This window comes from Botrimarina colliarenosi (genome assembly GCF_007859955.1).
Classification (GTDB): Bacteria; Planctomycetota; Planctomycetia; order Pirellulales; family Lacipirellulaceae; genus Botrimarina; species Botrimarina colliarenosi.
Map to the genome: position 1 here is coordinate 1,165,847 of NZ_SJPR01000001.1, position 23,613 is coordinate 1,189,459.

Sequence of the window (23,613 nt, forward strand, 5' to 3'; positions counted from 1 at the left end):
GGCGTCCGTTGGGCCGCTTGTGGGCCATCGGGCGGCTTGTTGGTATGCTAGGCGGGCGTCGTTTGGCGTCCCTCGCATCGCTACTCACACCGCCCCGTCTGCCGTGGCACGAATCCGCCTCCCGTTCCCGATGCCGTCGCGACAGCCACCGCAAAGCCGTGGCTCCTCCAGCGGGCGCATCCCCGGTGGTTACGGGCAACGGCAGCGACCGCCCTTCGGCGTTGGCAATTCGCGGCAGAGTTCGGGCGGCGGCGGACTGCTCAGCGGCGGCATGAAGATGCGGCTGTTGATCGCCCTGGGGTTCATCGCCTTCGCGCTGATCAGCTACTACGGCAAACCGGGCGACGTCAATCAGATCACCGGCGAGCGCGAGCGGGTCGCCTTGCCGGAGGAAACGCAGGAGATGGCCCTCGGCCAGCAGGCCGCGCCCGAGATGGTCGCCCAGCACGGCGGCGCGTCGCGGAGCCGCGACGGTCAGGCGCTGGTCGACAAAGTCGGCGTCGAGTTGCTCGCCGGCCTCGATGTCTGGATGGCCGAGCGAGAGCAACAGATCGGCGTCGAGTTGCACAACCCGTATCAATTCAAGTTCACGTTGCTCGCCGACGACCAGACGGTCAACGCCTTTGCGCTACCGGGCGGTCAGGTGTTTATCACCCAGGCGCTCTTCGCGCGGCTGGAGACCGTCGGCCAACTCGCCGGCGTGTTGGGGCACGAGGTCGGCCACGTCGTCGAACGACACGGCAACGAGCGGATGGCCAAGCAGGCGATGTTCAGCACGATCGCGATGGGCGCCGGCACCGCCGCGGGCGGCGACGCACGGAGCGTGCAGATGGCCCAAGCCGTCGCCAACGTGATCCAGATGAAGTACGGCCGCGACGACGAGCTGCAGAGCGACCGCTGGGGCGTGATCCTCACCGAGAAGGCGGGCTACGACCCGCGGGCGATGATCGGCGTCATGAAAGTGCTCGACGAGGCGTCGCCCGACGGCGGCCCGCCGGAGATGATGAGCACCCACCCCAAGCCCGCCAACCGCGTCGCCTACATCAAGCAAGTGATCCACGACGTGTTCCCCGAGGGGGTCCGCCCGGGGCTCACGCCGTAGGGAGCACGCCGGTGGTGGGCGCCTCCCACTGAAAGCCCCTCAACACGCTGCTCTCAACGTGGAAGACGGTTTCCAACCAGAAGCAGCGTGCCGTTCACCCGGCTCCGCGCCCGAGGCTAGCGCCGACGGCTCAAGTTGCGCCCGCTTTTTGAGCCGTCGGCGCTAGCCTCGGGCAGCGCTAGTTTGGATAGCAATCCTTACTAGGCGGCCCGTCGCGGAACCAGGTACGCCGCTAGCTCATCAGACATCAGCGATCTCGCCAAGCGGTGGTCGCCACGCAGAGCGTGGGCGACAACCTCAAGTCGGCGTCGCGTCGAAGCGTCGAGGTCGAGCACGATCCGCAGCCGGCCGTTGCGCCAGCGGCTGCCGCCGCCCAGGCCGCCGAGCAAGCGACGCCTCACCTCGCAGCCGAGTCGGCGAGCGATGTCGGTCGCCTCTTCGAGCAGTTCGCCGTAGGCGTCGCCGAGGACTTCGGTCTGCTGGCGCACCGCGGCGGCGTCGGCGAACGACAGCGTCGTGGGCCCGTCGCCATGGCGTAGCGCAGCAAGCGAACGAAAACGGGCGGCTCGCGAACGAGAACGGTTCGGGAGCGTAGCGGCGGCCGAGAACGGCAGCGTCGCTACAACCTTCGGAGTGGGCATCCTTGCCTCGCCGGGTTGAACGTCAAAGTTTGGCGCCGCGGATTCCTTCCGGACGCATCGCTGGGGATTCTACGCGCTGCGGTTGCAGAGGGCGAGTCCTGATCGTCGATGGTTTCAATGCGGCGAGTCTCGCGGCCGGCGTTTGCGCAAGCATCGCATCCGGCGCGGCGCCGTCTTCTGGACGACAACATGGCGGGACCGTGCTAGCAATGACTCCAGTCGACTCTTCTCGCAATGACAATCCGACGCTCGAAGAAGAAAACGCGCGTCTGCGTCGCGACCTGCAAGCGGCGCAGCAGATGACGGCGCTGGGTGAGCTCGTCAGCACGACGACGCACGAGTTCAACAACGTCCTCACGACGATCCTGAACTACGCCAAGCTCGGTCTCCGCCACACCGACGAGGCGACCCGCACGCGCTCGCTTGAGAAGATCCTCTCCGCCGGGCAGCGCGCCGAGAAGCTGACCTCGAGCGTTCTCGGCCTGGCGCGGAACCGCTCCGCCGACCCCGCGCCGACCGACCTGGGCGCCCTCTGTGACGAGACGCTGGTGCTGCTCGAACGCGAGCTTCAGAAGTACCGGGTCGGCGTCGACCGTCAGTACGAGGCCAAAGGCCAGGCGATGGTCGTTGGCAACCAGGTGCAGCAGGTGCTGATGAACCTGCTCACGAACGCCCGCCAGGCGATGCCCTCTGGTGGACAGGTCGTTATCCGCACCGCCGACAACGCGGCGGGGACGGTCGATCTGTCGGTCCGCGATACGGGCGCCGGCATCGCGATGGAGATGCTGCCACGTATTTTCGACCGTGGTTTTTCGACCAAGTCGGGCCCCGACGAGACGGGCAAAGGGGGCGCCGGCCTCGGCTTGTCGGCTTGCCGTGAGATGATCGAGGCCCAAGGGGGCAAGATCCGCGTCGAGAGCGCCGTCGGTCGCGGCACGCAGTTCACGTTGCGTCTGCCCGCCGCGAGCGCCGCGGCCCTCGCCGGTCCGGCCGGTCAGCCGATCGCCAAACTGGGCGTCACCGACGCCGAGTCCCGGTCCGCCGCCGCGATCTGACTTTATTGAGGTGATGACACGGGGGTTGAGGGTGAGCCGTCGGCGCTAGCCGCGGGTGAATCCCCCGTGACGACACCCGCGGCTAGCGCCGACGGCTTACCTTGGATCGCCTTTGGCGATCGGGCGATAGCTCGTGTAAGGCAGCGCTAGTGCGCTCTGCTAGCGACACCGGGCCCGGCGTACTTTTTTGCCGAACTTGCCCAGGCGGTCCAGCCGATACCACCGGCACAGGTCCACCTTGCCGGTGGTGTGATGCGCCGGCCAAGCAGCTAGCACACGAGTCTCGTCCCATGCGAAAGCCCCGCCCGTCGTACCGCCGCTCGCTCCGCCATTTCGAGTTGCTCGAGGGACGCCGCCTGCTGGCGACCGACCTGGCGCAGATCGCCGGCTTCGTGCGGAACGACCTCGACAACGACGGCGTTGATGACGTGGTCGCCGTCAGCCAGCAGGTCGAGTTGTTCCTCGACAACGGCACGACGCCCGGCGTCTTCGACCTCGGCGACACCTCGCAAGGGACGACGACCACCAACGCGTCTGGCGCCTACTCGTTCGATGGCCTCGTCGCCGGTGACTACTTCGTCCGCGTGAACCCCACGACCGGCACGCAAACGCGGTCGGGTGAGAACGTCTCGGCGTTGATCTCGTTCGACGCGACCGAGGCGATGGGGACGACCAACCTTACGATCGACGCGTTCGACACCGCCCAGTCGGCCAACGCCTCGACCGCCGGTTTGACGACCGCCTCCGACGCCGACGGCGTGAACGCGGGCGACGGCGGCGCCCGCGACCTGCTGGCCAACATTGTGTCGGGTTCGGGCGAGATTGCTTTGGTCTCCGATTTCGTGGGAACGGGGATCCTCAACCTGGCGACGACGGGCAACGTCCGCGGCGCCGCGAGTGTCGTCTGGGACGGGGCCGATGGCGACGCCGAAACTGTCGATGCGGGCGGCCTCTCCCTCGACCTCTCGAACAGCGGCGCCAATTCGGCGATCGAGCTACAAGCCGCCGCCGACCGTGCCGGCGCCAGCGTGACGGTGCGGCTCTACAGCGGCGCCGGCAATGTGTCGGAAGCGACCGTGACGATCGTCGACGACGACGCGGCCATTGACGGCGACGCCGACGAGTCGATCAGCATCCCTTTCACCTCGTTCACAACGGTTAGCGGCGCCGGGGTCGATCTTTCGGACGTCGGCGCCATTGAGGTCGAGTTTGACTTCGACGCCCCCGGCTTCGAGTCGCTTGACGCCCAAGTCGACGTGGTTGGCGTGCTCGGATACACGACCAAGACGGCCGACTTCACCGTGCTCAACGAGATGAGCCTCGGCGACCAGGTCTGGCTCGACCTCGATAACGACGGCGTCTTTGACCCGGGCGAGACCGGCGTGGCGGGCGTCGCCCTCACGTTGTTCGAGGATTCCGACGGCGATGATTCGATCAGCGGCGAGACGCAGGTCGGCACGGCCACGACCGCTTCGGACGGAACCTATTTGTTCAGCAGCCTCTTGCCGGGTGACTACCTTGTGCGGGTTGACGCGTCGAACTTCACCGGCTCGGGCGCGCTGGTCGGCAAGGTGACGAGCACCGGCAACGATGTCGCCGGCATGGCGCCCGACACCGATGTCGCCAACGTCGATGACACGGACAAGGGAACCGCCCAGATGGACGGCAGCGTCCTCTCGAAGGGCGTCACGCTGGTCGCCGCCGACGAACCAATCAACGACGGCGACACCGACAATGACACGAACCGCACGCTCGACTTCGGGTTCATGCCGTTCGACCTGACGATCACCAAGGTCGACGACGACGCCGGCGCGACGCTCGCCCCGGGGGACACCGTCACCTACACGATCGTCGCCACCAATAGCGGCCCGGCGCCCGCGGCCAATGTGACGGTGACCGACGTCCTGCCCGCCGGCCTGACGTTCGTCTCCGCCGGCTCGACGACGCCGACCACCAACACGGCCGTCGGATCGACGACCGAACTGACTTTCGACTTCGCGAGCATCGCTTCGGGCGACACCGAGACGATCACGATCGTCGCCACGATCGATTCCGGCTTTGTTGGCGCGGTGACGAACAACGTCTCCGTAGCGGCGCCGGGCGAAGTCGATGTGCTCACCAACACGGCGACCGCCAGTTCGACCGTCGCCGTGCCGCTCGGTTCGATCAACGGCAAGGTCGTCGTCGACATCAACGGCAACAACGTCCGCGACGCGGGCGATCTCCCGATCCAGGGGGTCGTCATCTCGCTGTTCGACGCGATGGACCAACTGGTCGATACGGCCGTAACCGACGCCATGGGTTGCTACGAGTTCACCGGCCTCGTGCCGGGCGTCTACCGCGTTGTCCAGACGCAGCCGACGGCGTTTGCCGACAGCAACCAGACGACCGGTTCGACGGGCGCCAACGCCAGCGGCACGAACACCATCACCGGTATTCAGGTCGATGCGGGGAACAACATCCCGGTCGGCCCGGACAACGACTTCCTCGAGGGCTTGCCGACCATCAGCAAGCGGCGGTTCTTCTGGTCGACGGGCTTGTTCAACGCGTTGAACTAACGCTTTCTCAAAGCTGTATTCTAGGATGAGCCGATTGGGCGCTAGCCCCGGTTGAATCGCCAATCACCGTGGCTAGCGCCAAAACGGCTCATGGCGCCAACCTCCATTTTCTAGCTTTGACAAGGCGCTAGCGCCGTCGGGCGCGGAAGAACTCGGTGAGGATCGCGCCGCACGGCTCGGCGAGGACGCCCGCCTGCACGTCGGGGCGGTGGTTGAGTCGGTCGTCGGCGAGCAGCGTGTAGAGGCTCTCGACGGCGCCCGCCTTCGGGTCCGTCGCGCCGTAGACGACCCGCGACGCGCGCGACTGGACGATCGCTCCGGCGCACATCGGGCACGGCTCAAGCGTTACGTACAGCGTGCACCCCTCGAGCCGCCAGGCGCCGAGCGATTCGGCCGCCTGCGTGATGGCGATCATCTCGGCGTGGGCCGTCGGGTCCCGCAACGTCTCGCGCTGGTTGTGCGCCGCGGCGACGATTTCATCACGACAGACAATAACCGCCCCAACCGGCACCTCGCCCGCGGCCGCGGCGGCCTGCGCCTCGGCGAGCGCCAGCTGCATGTAGACGAGGTCTTCGGGTTGTGGCAGAAGCATAGCGGGCGATTTGGTTTCTTTGCGACCAGGGCGGGAACTTCCCGCGGCGACCTGTCGTAAGGTTAACCGAAGCGGGCGTTCGGTTCAGGCGGCCCGACTGCTAGAATGAGCCCAACCGGACAACGACAGCGACGTTTTCTTCTATGACGCCCGGTCCCGCCACCCTTCCCGCCGTTGTGACGCCCTCCCCCGCTTCCGAAGCGCTCGACGCCTCCGGTCCCCGTGAGGGCCGCGGCTGGCGCAAAACGGCCGCCTACTGGCTCGCGGCGCTCGTGTTCTATTGGCTACTGCTCTTCATTGGGACGCACATCCCCGACCCGCAGCTGCCGGGCCCGACGCTCGATTACGACAAGTTCATGCACGCCGGCGCCTACGCGGTGCTGACGACGCTCCTCTTGATCGCCTGTCGCCGCACGGGGGCGTCTCCCAGACTGTGGGGCCGTTTGGCGGTCGCCGGCTTGGTGCTGCTCTATGGGGCGATTGACGAGGTCACCCAGCCTTACTTCGGGCGTTCGTGCGACTTGCTGGACTGGCTGGCCGATCTCGCCGGCGTGAGCCTGGCGGTCGTCGTTGACGCCTGGCGCCACCGGCGCGGCTGACCCCGTTTTTAGCGATGCTTCGGCTGAATTGCAGACGACCCAAGGGGTCGTGCCGTCTATCCGGTTGGGAACTTCCCCCAGGATGTGGAATCCCGTACGTCGCGTGGGGTAAAGACAAGCAACAGTTTTGAGGCCAATCAATCGCTGACGGCCCTCCATGTTTGTTTATCTCCCCGGGCCGATGAGTACGACTGACAGCGATCGCGGGGACAAGAAGTCCGCCGCGCTATCACGATCGCCCGTCGCGGGTTCTCCCAGTCCGGGCGTGCCGCTGCGAACCGTCCTGTTGTGGGCGCTTTGTGTCGGAGCCTCGTTTATCGCCTTAGCGGTTTACAGCAAGACGCCCGGGCCGACCGGTTCGCCACCGATCGACGCAGAAAGCGACGCCGGATCGCCATCAGCTTGGCGGTCATCGGCTTGGCGGATCGTCATGGCGATCCACCCGCAATGCTCCTGCACCGGGGCGTCACTGGTCGAACTCCGGCGTCTACTGACGCGTTACGACGACCGGCTCACTTGCGAGCTCTACGTCTATCGGCCGTCGGACAAGTCGGCCGATTGGTCCGACTCCGCGATCGTCCGCACCGCCCGTCGCACGCCGGGCGTAACGATCATTGACGACCTGGATGGCGCCGGCGCCCGGCGGTACGGCATCGCCACGTCGGGAGGCGTTGTTCTCTACGACAGCAACGGCGTTCCGCATTACCACGGTGGCGTGACCGGGTCGCGCGGCCACGAGGGAGCCAACGCGGGCAGCCATGCCGTCGTCAGCGTTCTCGACGGCGCCGATGAGTCGCCCAGCTCGCGGCCGACTTACGGCTGTTCCCTGTTCTCGACAAGCGGTGATGAGGCATGAGCCGGCCTGCGGAACCAACCCGATCGCACCTCGCCGACGAGCGCTTCCAGCATTCGTTGAGGGAGTTGCAGACCCTCACCGATCGGGTGTTCATTTACTTGCTTCTCGGGCAATGGGCCGCCGCGATTCTGTGCGCCGTTGTTATCTCTCCGCTGACTTGGTCGGGCGGCGCGAGTTCGACGCATGTGCACGTCTTAGCGGCGGTCGTCCTCGGCGGCTTGCTGACGACGTTTCCCATTTGGATGGCGCGAAAGCGACCGGGTGAGTTTGACACGCGCATCGTGATCGCCTCGGCCCAGATCTGCTTCTCCGCCCTGTTTATTCACTTGATGGGGGGGCGAACCGAGGCGCATTTCCATATCTTCGGCTCGCTGGCGGTCCTCTCGTTCTACCGCGATTACCGGGTGTTCGTTCCCGCGGTCTCGCTGATCTTCTTTGACCACCTCTTCCGCGGGATCTTCTGGCCGCAGTCGGTCTTTGGCGTCGCGTCGCCGGAGGTGCTCCGCGTCTTCGAACACGCTGGGTGGGTGCTCTTCGAGACGGCGTTTCTTGTGTGGGGGGTCGCCCAGAGCCGCTCTCATCTGCGGAGCATGGCGGACCTACAGTGCTCGTTGGAACGGGAACGCGATACGCTCGACGCCCGAGTGAATCGGCGGACGGCTGAGTTGACGCAGGTAAAGGACTACTTATCGAATGTCATCGACTCTCTCGACGCCCACATCTGCATCCTCGACGCGCAGGGGAAGATCGTTTCGACCAACTCCGTATGGCGTGAGTTCGCCGAGGCCCGAGGTGGCGACCTCGAGAAGATCGACGCGGGAGCCAACTACTTGGCGGCTTGTCGCGCGGCGACCGGCGAGTGCCAGGAAAACGCCGCCCGACTCGCCGACGCAATCGAGGCCGTGATCGAGGGGCGTCGCGACGGCTACATCGACGAGTACGCTTGTCACGAGCCGGATCGGCCTCGCTGGTTTCAGATCCGCGTCTTACCGTTTGTGGGGGGAGCGGCGTCGGTTGTCGTTTCCCATGTCGACATCACGGAGCGTGTCGCCGCCTTGGACGCGTCCCGAGCCGACGCGGAGCGCGCGGCCGGCCTCGCTCAGATTATCACCGAGTCACCGCATGAGATCTACATCTTGCGGTGGACCGACCTGCGATTTGTCCTGGTCAACGACGGGGCCGTGCGGGCGACGGGATACTCTCGGGAAGAACTCTTGCAGATGTCTCCCGTTGACTTGGTGCCCCATTCCGATCTCGATCGCTGTCTTGCCGATCTCGAACCGCTCATCGAGGGACGCCAAGTCCTCGTCGAGTTTCAAGCCGAGCACCAACGCGTCGACGGGGTCACCTACCCGATCCAGGTGAAAGTCCACGCCGCGGTCTTCAACGGCGAACAGGTGTTTGTGGCGTTCATCACCGACCTCAGTGAGATCCGCCGGCTCGAGGGCCGCCTCGCCCAGGCCCAGAAGCTCGAGTCGATCGGCCAGCTCGCCGCCGGGATCGCCCACGAGATCAACACGCCCATGCAGTGCGTCTCGAACAACATCGAGTTCCTCCAAGACTGCCACCATCGCTTTTTTGACATTGTCGACAGATTGATCGGCACGCTCGACCTTCCCGCCAAGTCGTGGGAGGAGCGGAAGGGCTCGGTGGATCGCTTGATCAAAGAGGTCCGCTACGAACGCCTGGCGTCGCAAGCACCCGCCGCTCTGGAAGAGACCGCCGAGGCTTCGCGCCGCATCGTCGACATCGTCAGGGCGATGAAGGCGATGTCGCACCCCGGCACCCGCGAATTCGTTGCGACCGACATCAACGAGTGCCTCCGCAACTCGGTGACGATCGCCCGCAACCGTTGGAAGTACGCCGCCGAGTTGACGCTCGATCTCGACGACGGCCTGCCGGTGATCCTCGCCTTGCCGGCCGAGCTCAACCAAGTGTTCCTCAATCTGATCGTCAACGCGGCCGACGCGATTGTTGAAAAGAGTGGCGAAGGGGCGGCCCTCGGCAAGATCACCCTCCGCACACGGGGCGAAGGCGACCTCGTGCGGATCGAGATCGAAGACACCGGCGGCGGGATCCCCGCCGACATTCGCGAACGGGTCTTCGATCCCTTCTTCACGACGAAGGACGTCGGCAAGGGGACCGGCCAAGGGCTCGCGATCACCTACGACGCGGTGGTCAACAAGCACCAAGGGACGATCGACCTGCTCAGCACCGTAGGCGTCGGGACGACGTTCGTCGTCTGCCTTCCGCTGCGGTTGGAAGCTGCGGAAGCGTCTTCGGACGTTCCGGCGGCCGTCGGCGAGGCGTGAGTCACGTTCCGGCTACCCCGGTGTGACATTTTAAGGCGAAGGCGATCGCTTCGACCAAAGCGTCGGCGTCCTCCAAGGCGTCGTGGTTCCAGAACCGCACGACGCGGAAGCCTTGCGACTCGAGCCACGCCGTTCGACGCAGGTCGTGGTGCTTGCCTTCTGCTGTGTTGTGCTGCCCACCATCGAGTTCGACGACGAGCTTCGCGTCGAAGCAAACGAAATCAACAATGTAGGCGCCGATCGCCGCTTGTCGGCGAAACTTCCAACCACGCAGTTGCTCGCAGCGTAGTGACCGCCAAAGCTTACGCTCAGCGTCAGTCATCTCGCGACGCAGCTTGCGCGCAAACTCCCGCTGCTCCGCGTCGCGATACATGGCGGTTTACTTACTGGAGATGATGGCCGCAGAGTCTCCCCTCCCCCTTGTGGGGAGGGGCCGGGGGAGGGGGTAGCCCCGGATACACGGCTTGCCAAAGTAACTGGGCGAAAGCACAAAAGCGAATTACACGGAGGCGGCGCGTGTTCCGCTTCTTCCCCCCTCCCAAACCCTCCCCACCAGGGGGAGGGGATAAGAAGCGGCTTCGCCGCGTTGTGCTACGAACTACTGACTCAGTAGCACTTTGAATCGATCAAGTGCGTTGAACATTAGTCGGTCTAACTCCCAACCGTTGAGACCCGCCTGCTCTGCCGCTTCGAGATAGAAGCGTTCCTCACCTTCGTAGGTGGAAAAAGTTAGACCGAGTATCTTAGTGATCGATTGGATTCGACTGTCGATAGCAATCGATTGTCGAAACTCAGGATGGTAGACATCCATCATGATGTTCCGAGCGTATTTCGAGCCTATGCCGTGAAATTGGCTCAGGAAAGCGATCTTCGCTTCGCGTCGATGAGCTTGAGTCGAGCCGATGATGGACCGCCTAGTTCGCGTACAATTTCATAGCTCGTGGCGATATTATTCGCCTTCTGATTAGGCATTCGGACCTTGCCGTTGCGACAGGCTTTCTCAGCTTGTGCGAGACGGGCGGAGCGATTTTCTAAGGCGTCAAGTGCATCGTATGTAACTAGAGAATAGTTCGTTTGGTTACCGATGAGTCCGTGCCATCCATCCGCTCTACCCCTCGTAGCGAAGCTCTGGAGCAGATAATGCCACACGAAATCGGGGCGTTCGAAGTCCGAGTAATTGGCCTTGAGCTCGTCCAGCTTCAACGCATATTCGTTAGCGACCTGTCTCGCGGCAGTGGCTAAACGGTGCTTCGCTTGCTCAAGGTTGGTACTCACTTCTTCGACTCGTCGTCGCCCGTCTCAAGCACCGCCAGGAACGCCTTCTGCGGGATGTCGACGTTGCCGATCGACTTCATCCGCTTCTTGCCTTCCTTCTGCTTGGCCCACAGCTTTTTCTTGCGGCTGATGTCGCCGCCGTAGCACTTGGCCGTGACGTTCTTGCTCATGGCGCTGATCGTCTCGCGGGCGACGATGCGCGTGCCGATCGCCGCTTGCAGCGGTACCTCGAACATGTGCCGGGGGATCTCTTCCTTGAGCTTCTTGATGACGGCCCGGCCGCGGGGGTCGGCGTCGCGCTTGTCGCAGATGATCGAGAGGGCGTCGACCCGGTCGCCCTTCACGAGGATATCGAGCCGCACCAGATCGCCCGCCTCGTAGCCCTTCATCTCGTAGTCCATCGTCCCGTAGCCGCGGGTGATGCTCTTCAGGCGGTCGTGCATGTCGTACACCACCTCCGCCAGCGAGATGTCGTACACCAGCATCGACCGCTGCGGAGAGAGGTACTCCTGACGGACAAACACGCCGCGGCGATCGGAGCACAGTTTCATAACGCCGCCGATATACTCGGCCGGCATCACAAAGTTCACCCGCACGACCGGCTGCTGAAACTCCTTGATGTCGCTCGCGTCGGGGACGCGCGTCGGCGTATGGACCTCGTTCCAGACGCCGTCGTTGGTCTGGATCTTGTAGGTGACGTTCGGGGCGGTCTGCACAAGGTCCATGTCGGACTCTTGCTCGAGCCGCTGCTGAACGATCTCCATGTGCAGCAGGCCGAGGAAGCCGCAGCGGAAGCCGAAGCCCAGGGCGTCGGATGTCTCGGGCTCGAAGACGAAGCTCGGGTCGTTCACCTGCAACTTGCCGAGCGCCTCGCGGAGGTTCTCGAAGTCGTGCCCGTCGCTCGGGTAGAGGCCGCAGAACACCATCCGCTTCGGCTCGTCGTAGCCCGGGAGCGGCTCGGCCTGCTTGCCGCGCGCGGTCGTGACGGTGTCGCCGATGTGGACGTTGCCGAGCGACTTGATGTTGCAGATCATGTAGCCGACCTGCCCCGTCGAGAGGAAGTCGCGCTGGGTCCGCTTCGGCGTGAGCTGCCCGACCTCGAGCACCTCGTGCTCGGTCCCCGCCTGGAGGAACTTGATGCGGTCGCCGGGGCGGACCATGCCGTTCATCAGCCGCAGATAGATGATAGCGCCGCGGTACTCGTCGTAGACGCTGTCGAAGACCATCGCCTGCAGCGGCGCGTCGTTGTTACCCTTCGGCGGTGGGACGCGGTCGATGATGGCGTCGATCACCGCGGCGCAGTTCTGGCCTGTTTTGGCGCTACAGCCGATCGCTTCGGTGGCGTCGAGCCCGAGGGTGGTCTCGATCTCTTCCTTGACCTCGTCGGGCCGCGCGTGGACGAGGTCGATCTTGTTGAGGATCGGGATGATCTCGAGGTCGTGCTCGATCGCCTTGTAAGCGTTGGCGACCGTCTGCGCCTCGACCCCCTGGAAAGCGTCGACCAGCAGCAGCGCGCCTTCGCAACAGGTGAGCGACCGTGACACCTCGTACTGGAAGTCGACGTGCCCCGGCGTGTCGATCAGGTTGAGCTCGTACTCCTCGCCATCGCGATCGACGCGCATCGACACGGCGTGCGACTTGATCGTGATGCCGCGCTCGCGCTCCAGGTCCATGTCGTCCAGCAGCTGCTCTTTCATCTCGCGCAGCGTGACGGTGCCGGTCACCTCGAGCAGCCGGTCGGCGAGGGTGCTCTTGCCGTGGTCGATGTGGGCGACGATCGAGAAGTTGCGGATCCGCGAGGGATCCAGCGGCTCACCGGCCTTGCGCTTGCGCGGGGCGGGTTTCGAGGGCGTGGGAGTGCTAGCGGGGGCGTCGGCCATTGCGGCTCGGGTAGCGGTGGAGGGAGGGAGCGGGGCGTTCACGTCCGGCGCGCACCCCGACCCGGGGCGGCAAGCCGCCGAAACTCCCCATTTGACTCTGCCGACGGCCCCGACGGAAGAGCGACGCCCCGGCGTTTTGCGGCCGTCGGCGTCGCTGATGACCGAGAAAACCCGGCTCTTCGCCGGTAAATCGGCCGGCGACACGCTGAGCAAAAATCCCGGCACGCCCTAGTGATAAAGCCGGGCGTCCTGCCTGATGACGCCATCGACCGACCGAAACGGCATATCATCGTCCTGTCGCCCGCAAGCGGGAGAGTTGCGGGAGCTGGTTGTCTCGTGAGTTAGATGCGTTGGACGCCCGATAACGTTCTTTGGAAGCCGCCATCGGCGCCGATGAAAGCCAATGTGGACCGAACCCGCTCTCGCCGACTGACTCTCGCCGCCGTTGGGCTGCTAGCGGCCTGCGCGCTCTCCACGCCGGCCGCTCTACTCGCGGATGAGCCGCGGCGGCTGCCAATGATCGACGACGCTGTCGCCGCTAGCGTATCGCTGCCGACGGTCACGCCGGTTGTCTACCAACCCTTCATCGGCATCGCTTGCGAGCCGGGGGACGACCCGTTGGCGCCGCGCTACGAGGTGGGCGCCCTCTTCGACAAAGGGTTGTTCATCCGTGGCGTCGATCCCGAGCGCGACCCCTACGCGATGTACATCGGCGGGCGCCTGCAGGTGCGGCACACCGGCTTCGCTCGCAGCGCCGAAACCTGGACCGACTCGGCGGGCGTCACGCGGACCATCCGCAACCGCAACAACTTCGACGCCGAACGGGTGCGGCTAAACATCCAGGGGACCGCGGTCGATCCCGCTCTGTCGTACTACTTCATCCTCGACGGCGACTCGGACGGCGCCTCGACCGCCGACTTTCTGACCTTCTTCTTCGAGTACGAGTTCGACGAGGCGTGCCGGCTGCGGTTCGGCCGCTGGAAGATCGCCAGCGACCGCGAGTGGCTCCTGTCGTCGCGTTTCCTGACGCTTGCCGACCGGTCGATGGCGACCGAGTACTTCCGTGGCGCCTTCAGCGAGGGCGTTTGGTTGCTCGGTGATTTCGGCGACGGCTGGCACTATGAAACGTCGTTCACCAACGGCCTTTCGACGTCCACCCGTCGGCCCTCCGACCTCGATGACAACCTGTGCGTCGCCGCCACCGTTTTTTGGGAGCCTCTCGGAGACTTCGGCGCCACCTTCGTTGACTACGATTGCCACGCAGAGCCGGTTGTTCGCCTGGGTGCCAGCACGGCGTTTGATAAGTCGGACGACCGCAGCGACGCGGGCTTCCCAGGCGGTGACGACAACTTCGTGCGACTCTCCGACGGCACACGCCTCTCGGACCTCGGCGTCCTCGGCCCGGGCGTCCAGCTGCTGGGCGATCGCGTTCTGAAGAGCAGCCTCGACTTTGGCTGGAAGTACCGTGGGTGGTTCGTATCGGCCGAGTGGTTCCTGCGTTCGATTCAAGACCTGACGGCGACCGGCCCGAGCGTGGTCTCGCAGATCGACGACCACGGCTACCGCTGCGACGCCGGCCTGTTCTTGATCCCCAAACGGCTCGACGTCATCGGCCGCGTGTCGCACGTCTCGGGACCGTTCGGCGACGCCTACGAGTACGCCGGCGGCTTTAACTGGTACTGGGGCAGCGGCAAACGAGACGGCAAGCTTGCCGACCCGATCAACAAATTCACGTTCGACGTGACGGCGCTCGACGGCTCGCCCGTCTCGACGACGACAGCCGACCTCTTCGCCGGAGACCGCGGCGTGCTGTTCCGAACGCAGGTGCAGATTGGATTTTAGGTGGTGCTGACAGCGCCCCATGGATCCCCCTCACCCTCGGTTGGGAGGGGGAATCTGGCGAGGGAGTCGCCATGAGAATGGCGCTACAACCTCGTGCAGCGGCATGAAAGCCGTTGCTAGCCACCGTGGTCGGTCTTGGATAATTCCTAGCGGCGAAGCTCTTTACCTACCGCCGAAAGTCTCGCCGCCCCGCCAAAGTCGCCCTGCCTTACGCAGGGCAACTTTCTTCCGGGACCTTGTTGGAAGGATTGTTCGGTTTGCGATAGAGACCGGGACGGCAGCGGATGCCGCAATCGGTACGATGGAAACGACCAAGAACCAGTACATGCCAACCACTTCATTTCGCGCCGTCATGGTGCTGGCGACGATAGCGATCGGCCCCCGTGCGATGGCTGCCGACGACACGTCCTTCGTATTTTCGACTCTCGCGGCGGAGCAGAGCTCGGGGGTCGAACTCTGCGATTACGGTTGCTCCCCCGAATGCGCTGACGCGTGCGGCGGCGGGACCGGCTGGTTCGACGAGCTGACCTTCTTCGGCGGCATCGACGGGTCAAAGCAACCGCAAGACTTCGGGGTCAACGCCAACCTCGGCGGCCAGGCGCATGCCAATTGGGGCCTGCCGCTGAGCGAGCGCCTCGGCCTCGGCTTGCAGATTGGCCAGACCCTCGTGGCGTCCGACAACGCGGTAAGGGTTCAAGAGCTGCTCGGCGAGTCGACCACCCGTTTCCAGAGTTACACGACCCTCGGTCTTTTCCAGCGGACCGATTCGGGGTTCTCGTGGGGTTTTACGCACGACTGGCTCAACGAGGACTCGTACGACCAATTCTCGCTGCAGCAGTGGCGTGTCCGGGCGGCGTACGACGTCAGCGCATGCGACCAGTTTGGGATCACAGCGAACATCGCCAGCGGCGGCGACACCGGCGTCTACAACAGCCCGACCCCGGCGACTGTCCGCCTCGAGGCGATCGATCAGGGCCATTTGTACTGGCGCCACTGGTGGCCCACCGGCGTGCAGACCACTGCCTGGGGCGGCATCGCCTGGGGCCACGGCGAGGACAACGTGGTGACCGGCGCGTCGCCCCGCTTTGGCGATTCGTTCCTGATGGGCGCCGACATCTTGGCGCCGCTCAACAACTACCTGGCGATCTACGGCGAAACCAACCTGATCTTCCCGGCCGACAGCGGGACGGTCGACGCCTTCCTGGGCATTCAGTTCTATCCGGGCGGTCGCGTCAAGTGCGCCCGTCGCGGACAGTTCTCACCGCTGCTGCCGGTGGCGACGCCGACTTCGTTCTCGACCGACCTGCGGATGACAGGCCCGACTTGATGGCGGCGTACGGGATCAGTCCACCAACAAATAGCCCGACCACCAGACCGGGTGTTCGGCCGTGAGGTCGGCGGTGGCGCCCGGCGCGAGCCGCGGCTCGCGGAGCGGGTCGAGCGGTTGGCTGCGGCCGAGCGTTTGCGAACGCTTCCACGACGCGGTCGTCGAGAGGTCGCCCAGCCCGTTGAGCCACTCGGCGACAAAGTCGCGCGCCCTTGCGCCGCCGGTCGGCCAGCGCTCCAGCAGCAGCGGCTCGGCGCCGCCGGCGAGCAGCGACGTGATGAGTTGCATTTCGGGCGCGCCAACCGCGACGGCGCCCTTGGCACGGCGGACCTTGGCGCCCCCCGCTTCACCCCCTCCCATCGCGCGGAGCACCACGGGGGTCGGCTCGGCGAGCGGCAAGCGGCTCCACGCGCCCGCCTCGCGGTCGCCCCGGTCGCCCGGCGTCAGCGGCAGCCCGAGCGGATCGATCCCGGCCGGCTTGCTTCCCAGGTCGATCAGCACCCGACCGGCGACCGCTTTGACCGTCGGCACGCCGGCGTCGAGGCCCCTCGGCGGGGCCGTCGCTTTCGCGACCGCCGCGATGACATCGATCCCCTCGACCTCGACGGCCGATTTCGTGTCGGCGGTCACGGCCCAGGTGGGAAGCTTTTCGTCGCGCTCGATCGGTTCGGTCCGCGGTCGCGTCGCCCAGCCGGGGGTCGGCGCGTAGGTGATTGTTACGTCGGCGAGTGTCTTCCCGTCGTCGGCGCCCGGCAGCGTCAGCAGCGACAGCGGCGCCCGCCAGAGCGGCCCGTCGGGGACGACCCACAGCCGCTCGAGCGTGGCCGCGTCGAGCCGAGAGTCGGCGAAGAGCCGCTCGGACAACGCGTCCGCCCACTCACGCCAGTCGTCGCCGGTCAGACGCTCGGAGTCCCAGGTCTGCTTGGGGCTCGTGCCAACGACTTCGCGCAACAGACGCTCGACGTCGGCGGTTACTTCATCGGTCGGACCAACTCGCCAGAGGTGCTCGCCGGCGGAGGTCAACACGACGGCGTGGATCTCGTCCTGCCATCGATGGAAGACGAGCACCGCCTCGCCTTCGGAGAGACGCCCCTTCGCGGCGACCGGATCGATCGGCGGAGGGAAGACCAGCGGCGTCGGCGTCCGCGACAGCGCGACGCGCAACACGAGTTGTTCCCGAGCGGCGAGCGACTCGGCGAGGTCGTTCGCCGCCCGTCGCGCGGCGGGGTTCGCGGTGTCGGGCTGTTCGTCGATCGCGGCCCGCAGCGCCGCGGTGGCGATCGAGCCGGCGCGGCGCCGCTCGCGATACTCGGGCGCGGCGCCCTCGACGCCGGCCCGCGCCGCCAAGGCGGCGGGCGGCAGCCTATCGTCCCGCGCTTCCATGAGCCAACGCACCGCGACGAGGCGGCCGGCGAGAGGCTGGCTGGCGAAGAACTCGCGGCGCCGTTGGAGGTCAATCACCCTGAGGGCGAGCAGCGGGTCGCGGCGATCCAGTGCCGACGCGAACCAGCGCTCGAACGATCCCCGCTGCGGCGCCGCGTTCGCCGCGAGGGCGTCGAGCGGCTGCGTCTGCCAAGCGATCGTGCTCGGGTCGCCGAGGACCTCGGCGTACGCTTGGCGGGCGAGCCGCTTGGTCAGCTGGCCGTCGTCGAACCATGCGTCGGCGACACACACTTGCAACAGACGTCGCGATTGAGATTGCTGCGCGATCATCGCCCGCCGCGCCTGCGTGACGGCGGCGTTGTACGGGCCGGCGGCCGAAACGATCGCGGCGAGGCGTTCGGCTTCACGCCCCATCCAGCCGCCGGCCGGCTCGCGTTCGCGCCGGAAGAGCTGGCCGAGCGCCGCCCGCGCATTGACGAGGTCGCCGGCGACGATCGCTTGTTCGATGAGCGCCAGCCGGGCGTCGATCGCCACCCGCCACAGGCCGCTCCGTTCGGTCATCGCGATGATCGGCGCGAGGGGGGGCTTGGGGGCGGTCGGGTCGGCGAGCGACAATTCGTGGAGGGCGCGCGTCGCTTCGGCGAGCACGTCGTAGTCGTCGTAGGCGATGGCTGCCGAGATGGCTTGCTGCAACAGCCGGCCCGCGCCGGCGCCGTCTCCCGACCCGGCGGCGAGACGGCCCTGCGCCAGCAGGGCGAGGCCCGACAGGCGGTGCTGCATCCGGCCCCCCAAGAGCGTCGCCTGCTGGAGGTGCGGCAGCGCCTCGATGGCGTCGCCGGTCGCCCCCTTGGCGAGCCCCCACCAGAGTTCGGTCCACGCGGCGGTCCAATGCCCCCCCGGCCCGAGCCCGCCGCCGGCGAGCCGGGTCGCCACCGCTTGGGTCCGGCGGTCGTAAGCGCCGAGCGGCCCGAGCAGGTCGCCGCGTCGGTAGAGCGCCCACGCGATCGTCCGCGACAGCTCTTCGCAGTCGAGCTTCCAGTACTGCGCCTGTTGAACAACGCCCCCCTGGTTCTGCACGGCCGAGTTGTCGACTTGCCCGTACTGGTAGAGAAAGCTCCGCGGAATGTCGGCGTAAACGACGCCACCGCCAGCTGCGGCCCAAGCGGGCATCCGCCGCGCGAGCGAGGCGTCCTCGCGCGGGGACTGCTGCCACTGCACGCGCCGCATCCAGGTGGCTTGGTCCAAGAAGAGGTCGAGCGCCGCGTCGAACTGGGTCAACGACTCCGCCAGCCGCCCCTGTTGATAGAGCGCCTCGCCGAGGCCGGTCGCGAAGCAGATCGAATCGAGCCACCGCGAGTCGATCGTCTTGACCGCCGTCCGCAACTCGGACCGCATCGCCCGTTCGGCCCGGTTGAAGTCGGCCGAATGCAATTCGTCGAGCGCGCGGAAGTAGGTCTGTCCCGGGTACGAGCCGAACTGCGCCGAGGCGGCCGACGCGATCGTCAGCGTCACTAGCAGAGCCGCTAGCAGCGCCGCCGCGAGACGTGGGGCAAGGGAGTCGGCTCGGGGCATGGCGGGGTTGCTAGCGTGAGAAAGCGAGGCGGTAGGGCAAGCTTGCGCCCTCTCTCACCCTACCCCGCGGTGATCATTCCGTCGCGTTGAGGGTTTTTGTGAAAGTCTGCCGGTTGTGACGCCGATAGGGATTGTGACGGCCCGCAGCGCGGACGCCGTCGTACCGCACTCAACCTATCCAGCCGCGGCCGCCAAAGCTGGCGCGTCGCGCTCCGGAGAGATCGAAATGGATCACGGCTCGCGTAAACTCGGCCTCTCGGCCTACGGACTGGTTGCCGCCCTTGTCGCCGCCGCTAGCCCGTGCCTGACGGGTTGCCAGTCGGACATCGCGGGGCAGACGCTGCCGAGCCCGTACTACATGACGGACGACGTGCAGTACTACGCCCCGGGCCCCGAGTTCAAGCTCGCCAACGAGGCGGCCGCGATGAAGGCCCAGAAGGAAGCCCGCATCAGCCAAAAGCAGCCGTGACCACGGCGGCGGTTTGACTCGCGCGAATCGAACAAAAAACCCAGCCGCGACGGAGCGTTCCGTCGCGGCTGGGTTGCGTTGTTACGACGTTGCGTGCGGCGGCGCTCAGCGCCGCAGACGCCGAGTCGCCATCGTCAGGGTGGCGCCGATCACGATCACCAAGCACGACGGCTCGGGGACCTCAACCGCGAGCACCGAGTCGGCCGCGGCGGTCACCAAAAGGCCGTCCGCCGCACTCAGGCCGAGGCTGCTGAGCACGCCGGTCAGCGGGATGTCGGCCGTTGCCGAGTCACCGTAGATCGTGCCGTAAAGGACCAGCGCGTTGAGCAGCGTGCCACGGTTCTGCGCGTGGTAGATGTCGCCCGCGTAGTAGTTGAGCGGGAAGCCCGACTCCTCCCACGCGTCGCCCACGGGGGCGAGCCTGGCGATCTCTGAACCGACCACCGCGTTGATGTTGGCGGTCGACATCTGGTAGCCGTCGCGGAGCTCTTGCTGCATCTGCGCCGGACCGCCGGGGAACGTCGGGTTGGCGCCGGCGTAGTACGAGTGGCCGGGCCCGCGGGCCCAGGTCTCGTACATGACCGGGACGACGTCGGCGCTCCGGTTCGCCACCGCCTGGTACATCGCGAGCGAATTCGACAGGTGCTGCGAAAGGTTGCCGATGTGGGTCGGCGCCGTCGAGAAGTCCTGCAGCACGACGAAGTCCCAGTCCTCCGCGGCGGGGATCGCGGTGTTGATCGCCGACGTGTTGTTCGCCAAGTGCCAAGCGAGCGACTGGCCGTTCGCTGAACGGTTGACGTTGCGGGGCGCCGGACGGCCCGCCGCCACCGCGATGTCGCTAATCACATCGGGGACCGAACGAGAACTGCCGCAGCAGGTCGCGTTCGTAAAGCTGTTGCCAAAGTAGATGATGTCGAAGGGGTCTTCGGCCCGCGCCGGCGACGCCGCCACAAGGGCGGCGATCGCTAAGGCGAGTCCGAAACCCCGACTCGGAAGTCGGAACATGAGTGCTTCTCCGTTGTCGGCGTTGTGAGCCAGGGAAGGAATAAGCTCAACGACGACGGAACAGGAGACCTCCCATCGCAACCCCTGCGATCAGCAGCGACGCCGGCTCGGGGACCGACTCCGAGATCACCATCGCGCCAAGGTAGTAGAACTTACTGCCGTTATCGTTGTTGGGGCCGGCGGACACGTCGATCGAAACAGCGCCCGCTCCGTTCGGCTGGATACCGGAGACAACAACCAGGTCGCTCACGTTGCCCGACGCATTCAGGAAAGCGGTCCCCGAGTTGGCGCCGCTGACGTCGTACATAGTCTCCCGATTGTCGGTGACGCCCGTCCTCGAGCCAAAGAACGTGAAGTCATAGGTCAGCGACGGGTTTAGGCCGGTCAGCGTGACCGTGCCAAGCGACGCGTCGGGGTTACTGCTGAACGGGCCGGTGTGCCCGAACACGTTGTCACGGGTGGCCGTCGCTTCGAGCAACGCACCGGCGGCGCCGGCGGGAGCGGTCTGCCCTGCCGTGTTCGATCCCGGGAAGAACCCGCTGAGCGAGATGCCGATGCCGGTGTTCGCGCCATCCGAGTCGATTGCGTCGGCGATGCTGAGCGTCGCCGGTGGATTGACGAGGATGTTGTTGTAGTTGCCAGCCGTTGGCTGCGAGCTGTCCCCGAAATCGAAGAGCACATTCGCGGCGACGGCGCACTGCGCCAGAGACAAGCCCAAGACGAGGGCGGACGAAACGATCCACTTCATGAGACACACCTTTCTTGAGGAGAAACAAGGATGCAGACGAATCAGCTCTCCAACCTGGGAGCCGCCCGCTGAGAAAAGAAAAGGGATTAGAGAGTAGGCGCCGTCGTCACCACTTCGCCTTAAGGCGTCGTGAAGAGTTCAAGCACTTTCATTCGGCAGACTAGCCACCCCCTCCTGGCGATGCAATGGGTTGGCGGGCCCGCAATAGGACCTCGTCGCAAAGCGGAACAGTAGTCGATTTACCACCAACGACCGCCACTCTCAAATCACCGACAAACGAGTGCGAAGTAGCCGTTACCGTGACGCAAACGGCGCCCCTTCACGCTGTGCGACAAGACTTGCTTTCCGGCCGCATTAGGCACCTCGGCGTCTCGGAAACGTCAGCGCCGTCGCGGCTAGGGCCAGCATCACGGACGACGGCTCGGGGACAGCGTCCACCTGCATCAGGTTGATGTAGTAGAACTCGTTACCGTTGTCGTTGCCCGGCCCCGCCTCGACGCCCACAAAGATGTCGCCGTTGGCATCGGGGAAGACGCCGCCCAGATGCAAGACCTCGGTGTTATTGTTCGACGTCACCGCAACGCCGTTGAGGCTGTTGGCGCCCGAGGCCGTGTACATTGTATCGCGGTTGTCGGTGACGCCGTTCCGCGCGGAGAAGAACGTGAAGTTGTAGGCCGTTGCGGGGTTGAGGCCCGAGAGGCGCACCTCGCCGTACGGGTTGTCGTCGGCGCCGGCGAACGGGCCGGAGTGGCCGAAGAAGTAGTCGTCGGTCGCATCGACCGGGTACCCCGCAGCGTCGCCAGCCGGGGCCTCCGAGCCAATCTGCGAGGGCTCACCCGTCTGGAAGAACGTGTCGGTGATCGAGAGCGTCACGCCGGGCAGAATGGTGCCGTCGGCGTCAAAAACGGCGAACAGGTCGGTCGTCGCGGGGACGATGTTGTTCCAGTTCCCAGCGGTCTGACGCGCCGTGTTTCCAAAGTCGAACAACATTGTCTCGGCGCTGGCGGGCGCTGCTAAGAGCGCGCAGCAGAGAGCGGCATAGCGGCTCATTGGATCAACTCCTCGGTGAAAAGGTCCCTCGAGGACGCTGAACAAGTGTTCCGCAACGACCTTTTGGGCATGACAAGCGTCGTCATGTTTAACCGAGTCCGACCCCAATGCAAGCGCTTTCAGTTCTTCTTTACGCGGATCGGCGAGATATGAGCGCGATTTTATGACCTCGGCCTAAGCGGAGGCTGCGCCACTCGCGGCCTGCTAGTGCGGGGAATGTTTCCCGGGGGCCTAGGAGGCCGGGCGTAGCCGATTGGCCAGCCGCCTGGCTGCCTGCAACGCCCGCGGCCGCCACGCGCCCGCGGCGATGTGGGTCAGTCGGCTGCTCTTCTGGACGATGGTCCGCAGCCGCGCCTTGTAGGCCTCGCCGCCAACGCCCAGATCGAAGCTGCGGTCGCCGCGGTTCAGGCTGTCTTCGATCACCCTGCCTAAGAGCACCGTGCCCGCGCCGGCGGCGAAGTGCGGGTCGTAGCCGGTCCGCAAGCCGAGCACCGCTCCGTTGCAGTGGTAGGCGTAGTAGTAGGCGGCCGGCTTGTCGTCGAGGTACAGGACGCTCATGTCGAGCATGCCGAGCCGGGCGGCTTGCGAGTGGGCGTCGACCAGCATCTCGGCGACGGCGCCGTGGCACAACGTGTTCCCGCTGCGCGAGACCGCTTGCCAACTCTGTTCGGCGATCTGCAAACATTGGCCGTAGAGGTCCCACCGCGGATCTCCCTCGCCGTTGCGGAGCGCCTCGGGCCGGTGGCGGACGAACGTGACTCGATGCTTCCCGGCGAGGCGCCGGCGTTGACGGCGGATCTCGTGGCGGGCCTTCGTCGTCCGCGACGCCAGGTACGCCTCCCAGTTAGCGAAGCGATCGAGCTCGATGACGGAAGTCGATTGGTCGTCTTCGACGACGGCGTGCAAGCCGGCCAATCGCATGGCGTGCTCGGTGCGGCCCCGGTCGGTGGTGTCGTGCGCTGTCCAGCGGGGCAGGAACACGTCCCAGGTGCGTGGCGTCCGGGCCAGGTGCTTCATCGCCATGGCGAGCGTCGCGGTCTGGCTGGCGCCAATCGGTCCGAACCACGGCCCCCAATTGTCGAGCGGATAGGTCAAGACCCGCACCGGGCCGAGCTTCGACGGCTCGGTCTGTTCCACTAGCGGCAGAATGCCGATCGGCCGGCCCCCGGAGCGGACCACCAGAACCCGCAGCCGTTTCCCCTCGCCGCAGTGCTTCCAGTAGGTTTCGAGCCACTCGAAGGTTTGGAAGTAAGAGGCTCGCGGCGTCGCGGCGTGCAGCGCAGTCCACGCTAGGTGGTAGCTGCGGAGCGAATCGAGGTCATTGAGCTCGACGACGTCAGCCATAGG

At 65.8% G+C, this 23,613-nt stretch carries 20 protein-coding genes; 9 read left to right on the forward strand and 11 right to left on the reverse strand.

From position 1 onward, the window contains the following. Positions 1-103 precede the first annotated feature (103 nt). Positions 104-1,102, forward strand: a complete 999-nt coding sequence (locus Pla108_RS04510) for a M48 family metalloprotease (protein WP_231934286.1) — start codon at positions 104-106, stop codon at positions 1,100-1,102. A gap of 200 nt (positions 1,103-1,302) precedes the next feature. Here the strand turns inward: Pla108_RS04510 and Pla108_RS04515 are convergent, their stop codons facing one another. Next, positions 1,303-1,743 carry a hypothetical protein gene (locus Pla108_RS04515; protein WP_146443430.1) on the reverse strand — a complete coding sequence of 147 codons (441 nt, stop codon included), beginning with the start codon at positions 1,741-1,743 and terminating at the stop codon, positions 1,303-1,305. A 209-nt stretch (positions 1,744-1,952) separates the two neighbouring features. Here Pla108_RS04515 and Pla108_RS04520 point away from each other — a divergent pair, with 209 nt between their 5' ends. Next, positions 1,953-2,798 carry a sensor histidine kinase gene (locus tag Pla108_RS04520; protein ID WP_146443432.1) on the forward strand — a complete coding sequence of 282 codons (846 nt, stop codon included), beginning with the start codon at positions 1,953-1,955 and terminating at the stop codon, positions 2,796-2,798. A gap of 290 nt (positions 2,799-3,088) precedes the next feature. Further along, positions 3,089-5,356 carry a DUF11 domain-containing protein gene (locus Pla108_RS04525; RefSeq protein ID WP_146443434.1) on the forward strand — a complete coding sequence of 756 codons (2,268 nt, stop codon included), beginning with the start codon at positions 3,089-3,091 and terminating at the stop codon, positions 5,354-5,356. Between the two features lie 127 nt (positions 5,357-5,483). Here the strand turns inward: Pla108_RS04525 and tadA are convergent, their stop codons facing one another. Further along, positions 5,484-5,948, reverse strand: coding sequence for a tRNA adenosine(34) deaminase TadA (tadA, locus tag Pla108_RS04530; protein ID WP_146443436.1), 465 nt, complete (start codon positions 5,946-5,948; stop codon positions 5,484-5,486). A gap of 143 nt (positions 5,949-6,091) precedes the next feature. On the opposite strand from tadA, the gene Pla108_RS04535 reads away from it, so the two are divergent. The 3 genes from Pla108_RS04535 (at position 6,092) to Pla108_RS04545 (ending at position 9,715) form a co-directional block, all read left to right on the forward strand. Continuing rightward, positions 6,092-6,547, forward strand: coding sequence for a VanZ family protein (locus Pla108_RS04535; protein ID WP_146443438.1), 456 nt, complete (start codon positions 6,092-6,094; stop codon positions 6,545-6,547). 265 nt (positions 6,548-6,812) lie between these two features. Then, positions 6,813-7,403, forward strand: coding sequence for a hypothetical protein (locus Pla108_RS04540; RefSeq protein WP_197526238.1), 591 nt, complete (start codon positions 6,813-6,815; stop codon positions 7,401-7,403). Then, positions 7,400-9,715 (forward strand): PAS domain-containing sensor histidine kinase, encoded by a 2,316-nt coding sequence (locus tag Pla108_RS04545; RefSeq protein ID WP_146443442.1) that lies wholly within the window; start codon positions 7,400-7,402, stop codon positions 9,713-9,715. Before Pla108_RS04540 ends, Pla108_RS04545 begins: the two co-directional genes overlap by 4 nt. Before the next feature lies 1 nt (position 9,716). Here the strand turns inward: Pla108_RS04545 and Pla108_RS04550 are convergent, their stop codons facing one another. The 4 genes from Pla108_RS04550 to lepA form a co-directional block, all read right to left on the reverse strand. Then, positions 9,717-10,088, reverse strand: coding sequence for an endonuclease domain-containing protein (locus tag Pla108_RS04550; RefSeq protein WP_146443444.1), 372 nt, complete (start codon positions 10,086-10,088; stop codon positions 9,717-9,719). A gap of 225 nt (positions 10,089-10,313) precedes the next feature. Continuing rightward, entirely contained in the window at positions 10,314-10,526 is a 213-nt protein-coding gene (locus tag Pla108_RS20830) for a hypothetical protein (protein ID WP_197526239.1), read from the reverse strand. A gap of 44 nt (positions 10,527-10,570) precedes the next feature. Next, positions 10,571-10,990, reverse strand: a complete 420-nt coding sequence (locus tag Pla108_RS04555) for a hypothetical protein (RefSeq protein WP_146443446.1) — start codon at positions 10,988-10,990, stop codon at positions 10,571-10,573. Then, complete coding sequence (gene lepA, locus Pla108_RS04560; protein ID WP_146443448.1) at positions 10,987-12,870, reverse strand: translation elongation factor 4; 1,884 nt, start codon at positions 12,868-12,870, stop codon at positions 10,987-10,989. The genes Pla108_RS04555 and lepA overlap by 4 nt, the downstream gene beginning before the upstream one ends. A gap of 516 nt (positions 12,871-13,386) precedes the next feature. Between lepA and Pla108_RS04565 the strand changes: the two genes are divergently transcribed. Together Pla108_RS04565 and Pla108_RS04570 are read left to right on the forward strand one after the other, a co-directional pair. After that, positions 13,387-14,712, forward strand: coding sequence for a porin (locus tag Pla108_RS04565; protein ID WP_197526240.1), 1,326 nt, complete (start codon positions 13,387-13,389; stop codon positions 14,710-14,712). Between the two features lie 301 nt (positions 14,713-15,013). Then, the gene (locus Pla108_RS04570; RefSeq protein ID WP_146443452.1) at positions 15,014-16,039 is read left to right on the forward strand and encodes a DUF6666 family protein; all 1,026 of its coding nucleotides are present in this window, start codon (positions 15,014-15,016) and stop codon (positions 16,037-16,039) included. A gap of 15 nt (positions 16,040-16,054) precedes the next feature. Here Pla108_RS04570 and Pla108_RS04575 read toward each other — a convergent pair whose 3' ends face one another. After that, the gene (locus tag Pla108_RS04575; RefSeq protein WP_146443454.1) at positions 16,055-18,994 is read right to left on the reverse strand and encodes a hypothetical protein; all 2,940 of its coding nucleotides are present in this window, start codon (positions 18,992-18,994) and stop codon (positions 16,055-16,057) included. Positions 18,995-19,220: 226 nt separating this feature from the next. On the opposite strand from Pla108_RS04575, the gene Pla108_RS04580 reads away from it, so the two are divergent. Then, complete coding sequence (locus tag Pla108_RS04580; protein WP_146443456.1) at positions 19,221-19,463, forward strand: hypothetical protein; 243 nt, start codon at positions 19,221-19,223, stop codon at positions 19,461-19,463. 105 nt (positions 19,464-19,568) lie between these two features. On the opposite strand, the gene Pla108_RS04585 is transcribed toward Pla108_RS04580, so the two are convergent. From Pla108_RS04585 to Pla108_RS04600, 4 genes are all read right to left on the reverse strand, one after another. Next, positions 19,569-20,468, reverse strand: coding sequence for a hypothetical protein (locus Pla108_RS04585; protein WP_146443458.1), 900 nt, complete (start codon positions 20,466-20,468; stop codon positions 19,569-19,571). A gap of 46 nt (positions 20,469-20,514) precedes the next feature. After that, on the reverse strand, positions 20,515-21,216 hold the full coding sequence (locus Pla108_RS04590; RefSeq protein WP_146443460.1) for a PEP-CTERM sorting domain-containing protein: 702 nt from the start codon (positions 21,214-21,216) through the stop codon (positions 20,515-20,517). A gap of 354 nt (positions 21,217-21,570) precedes the next feature. Beyond that, positions 21,571-22,266 carry a hypothetical protein gene (locus tag Pla108_RS04595; RefSeq protein WP_146443462.1) on the reverse strand — a complete coding sequence of 232 codons (696 nt, stop codon included), beginning with the start codon at positions 22,264-22,266 and terminating at the stop codon, positions 21,571-21,573. A 231-nt stretch (positions 22,267-22,497) separates the two neighbouring features. Then, a complete protein-coding gene (locus Pla108_RS04600; protein WP_197526241.1) occupies positions 22,498-23,610 on the reverse strand; it encodes a GNAT family N-acetyltransferase in 1,113 nt (370 codons plus the stop codon). Between the last annotated feature and the right edge of the window lie 3 nt (positions 23,611-23,613).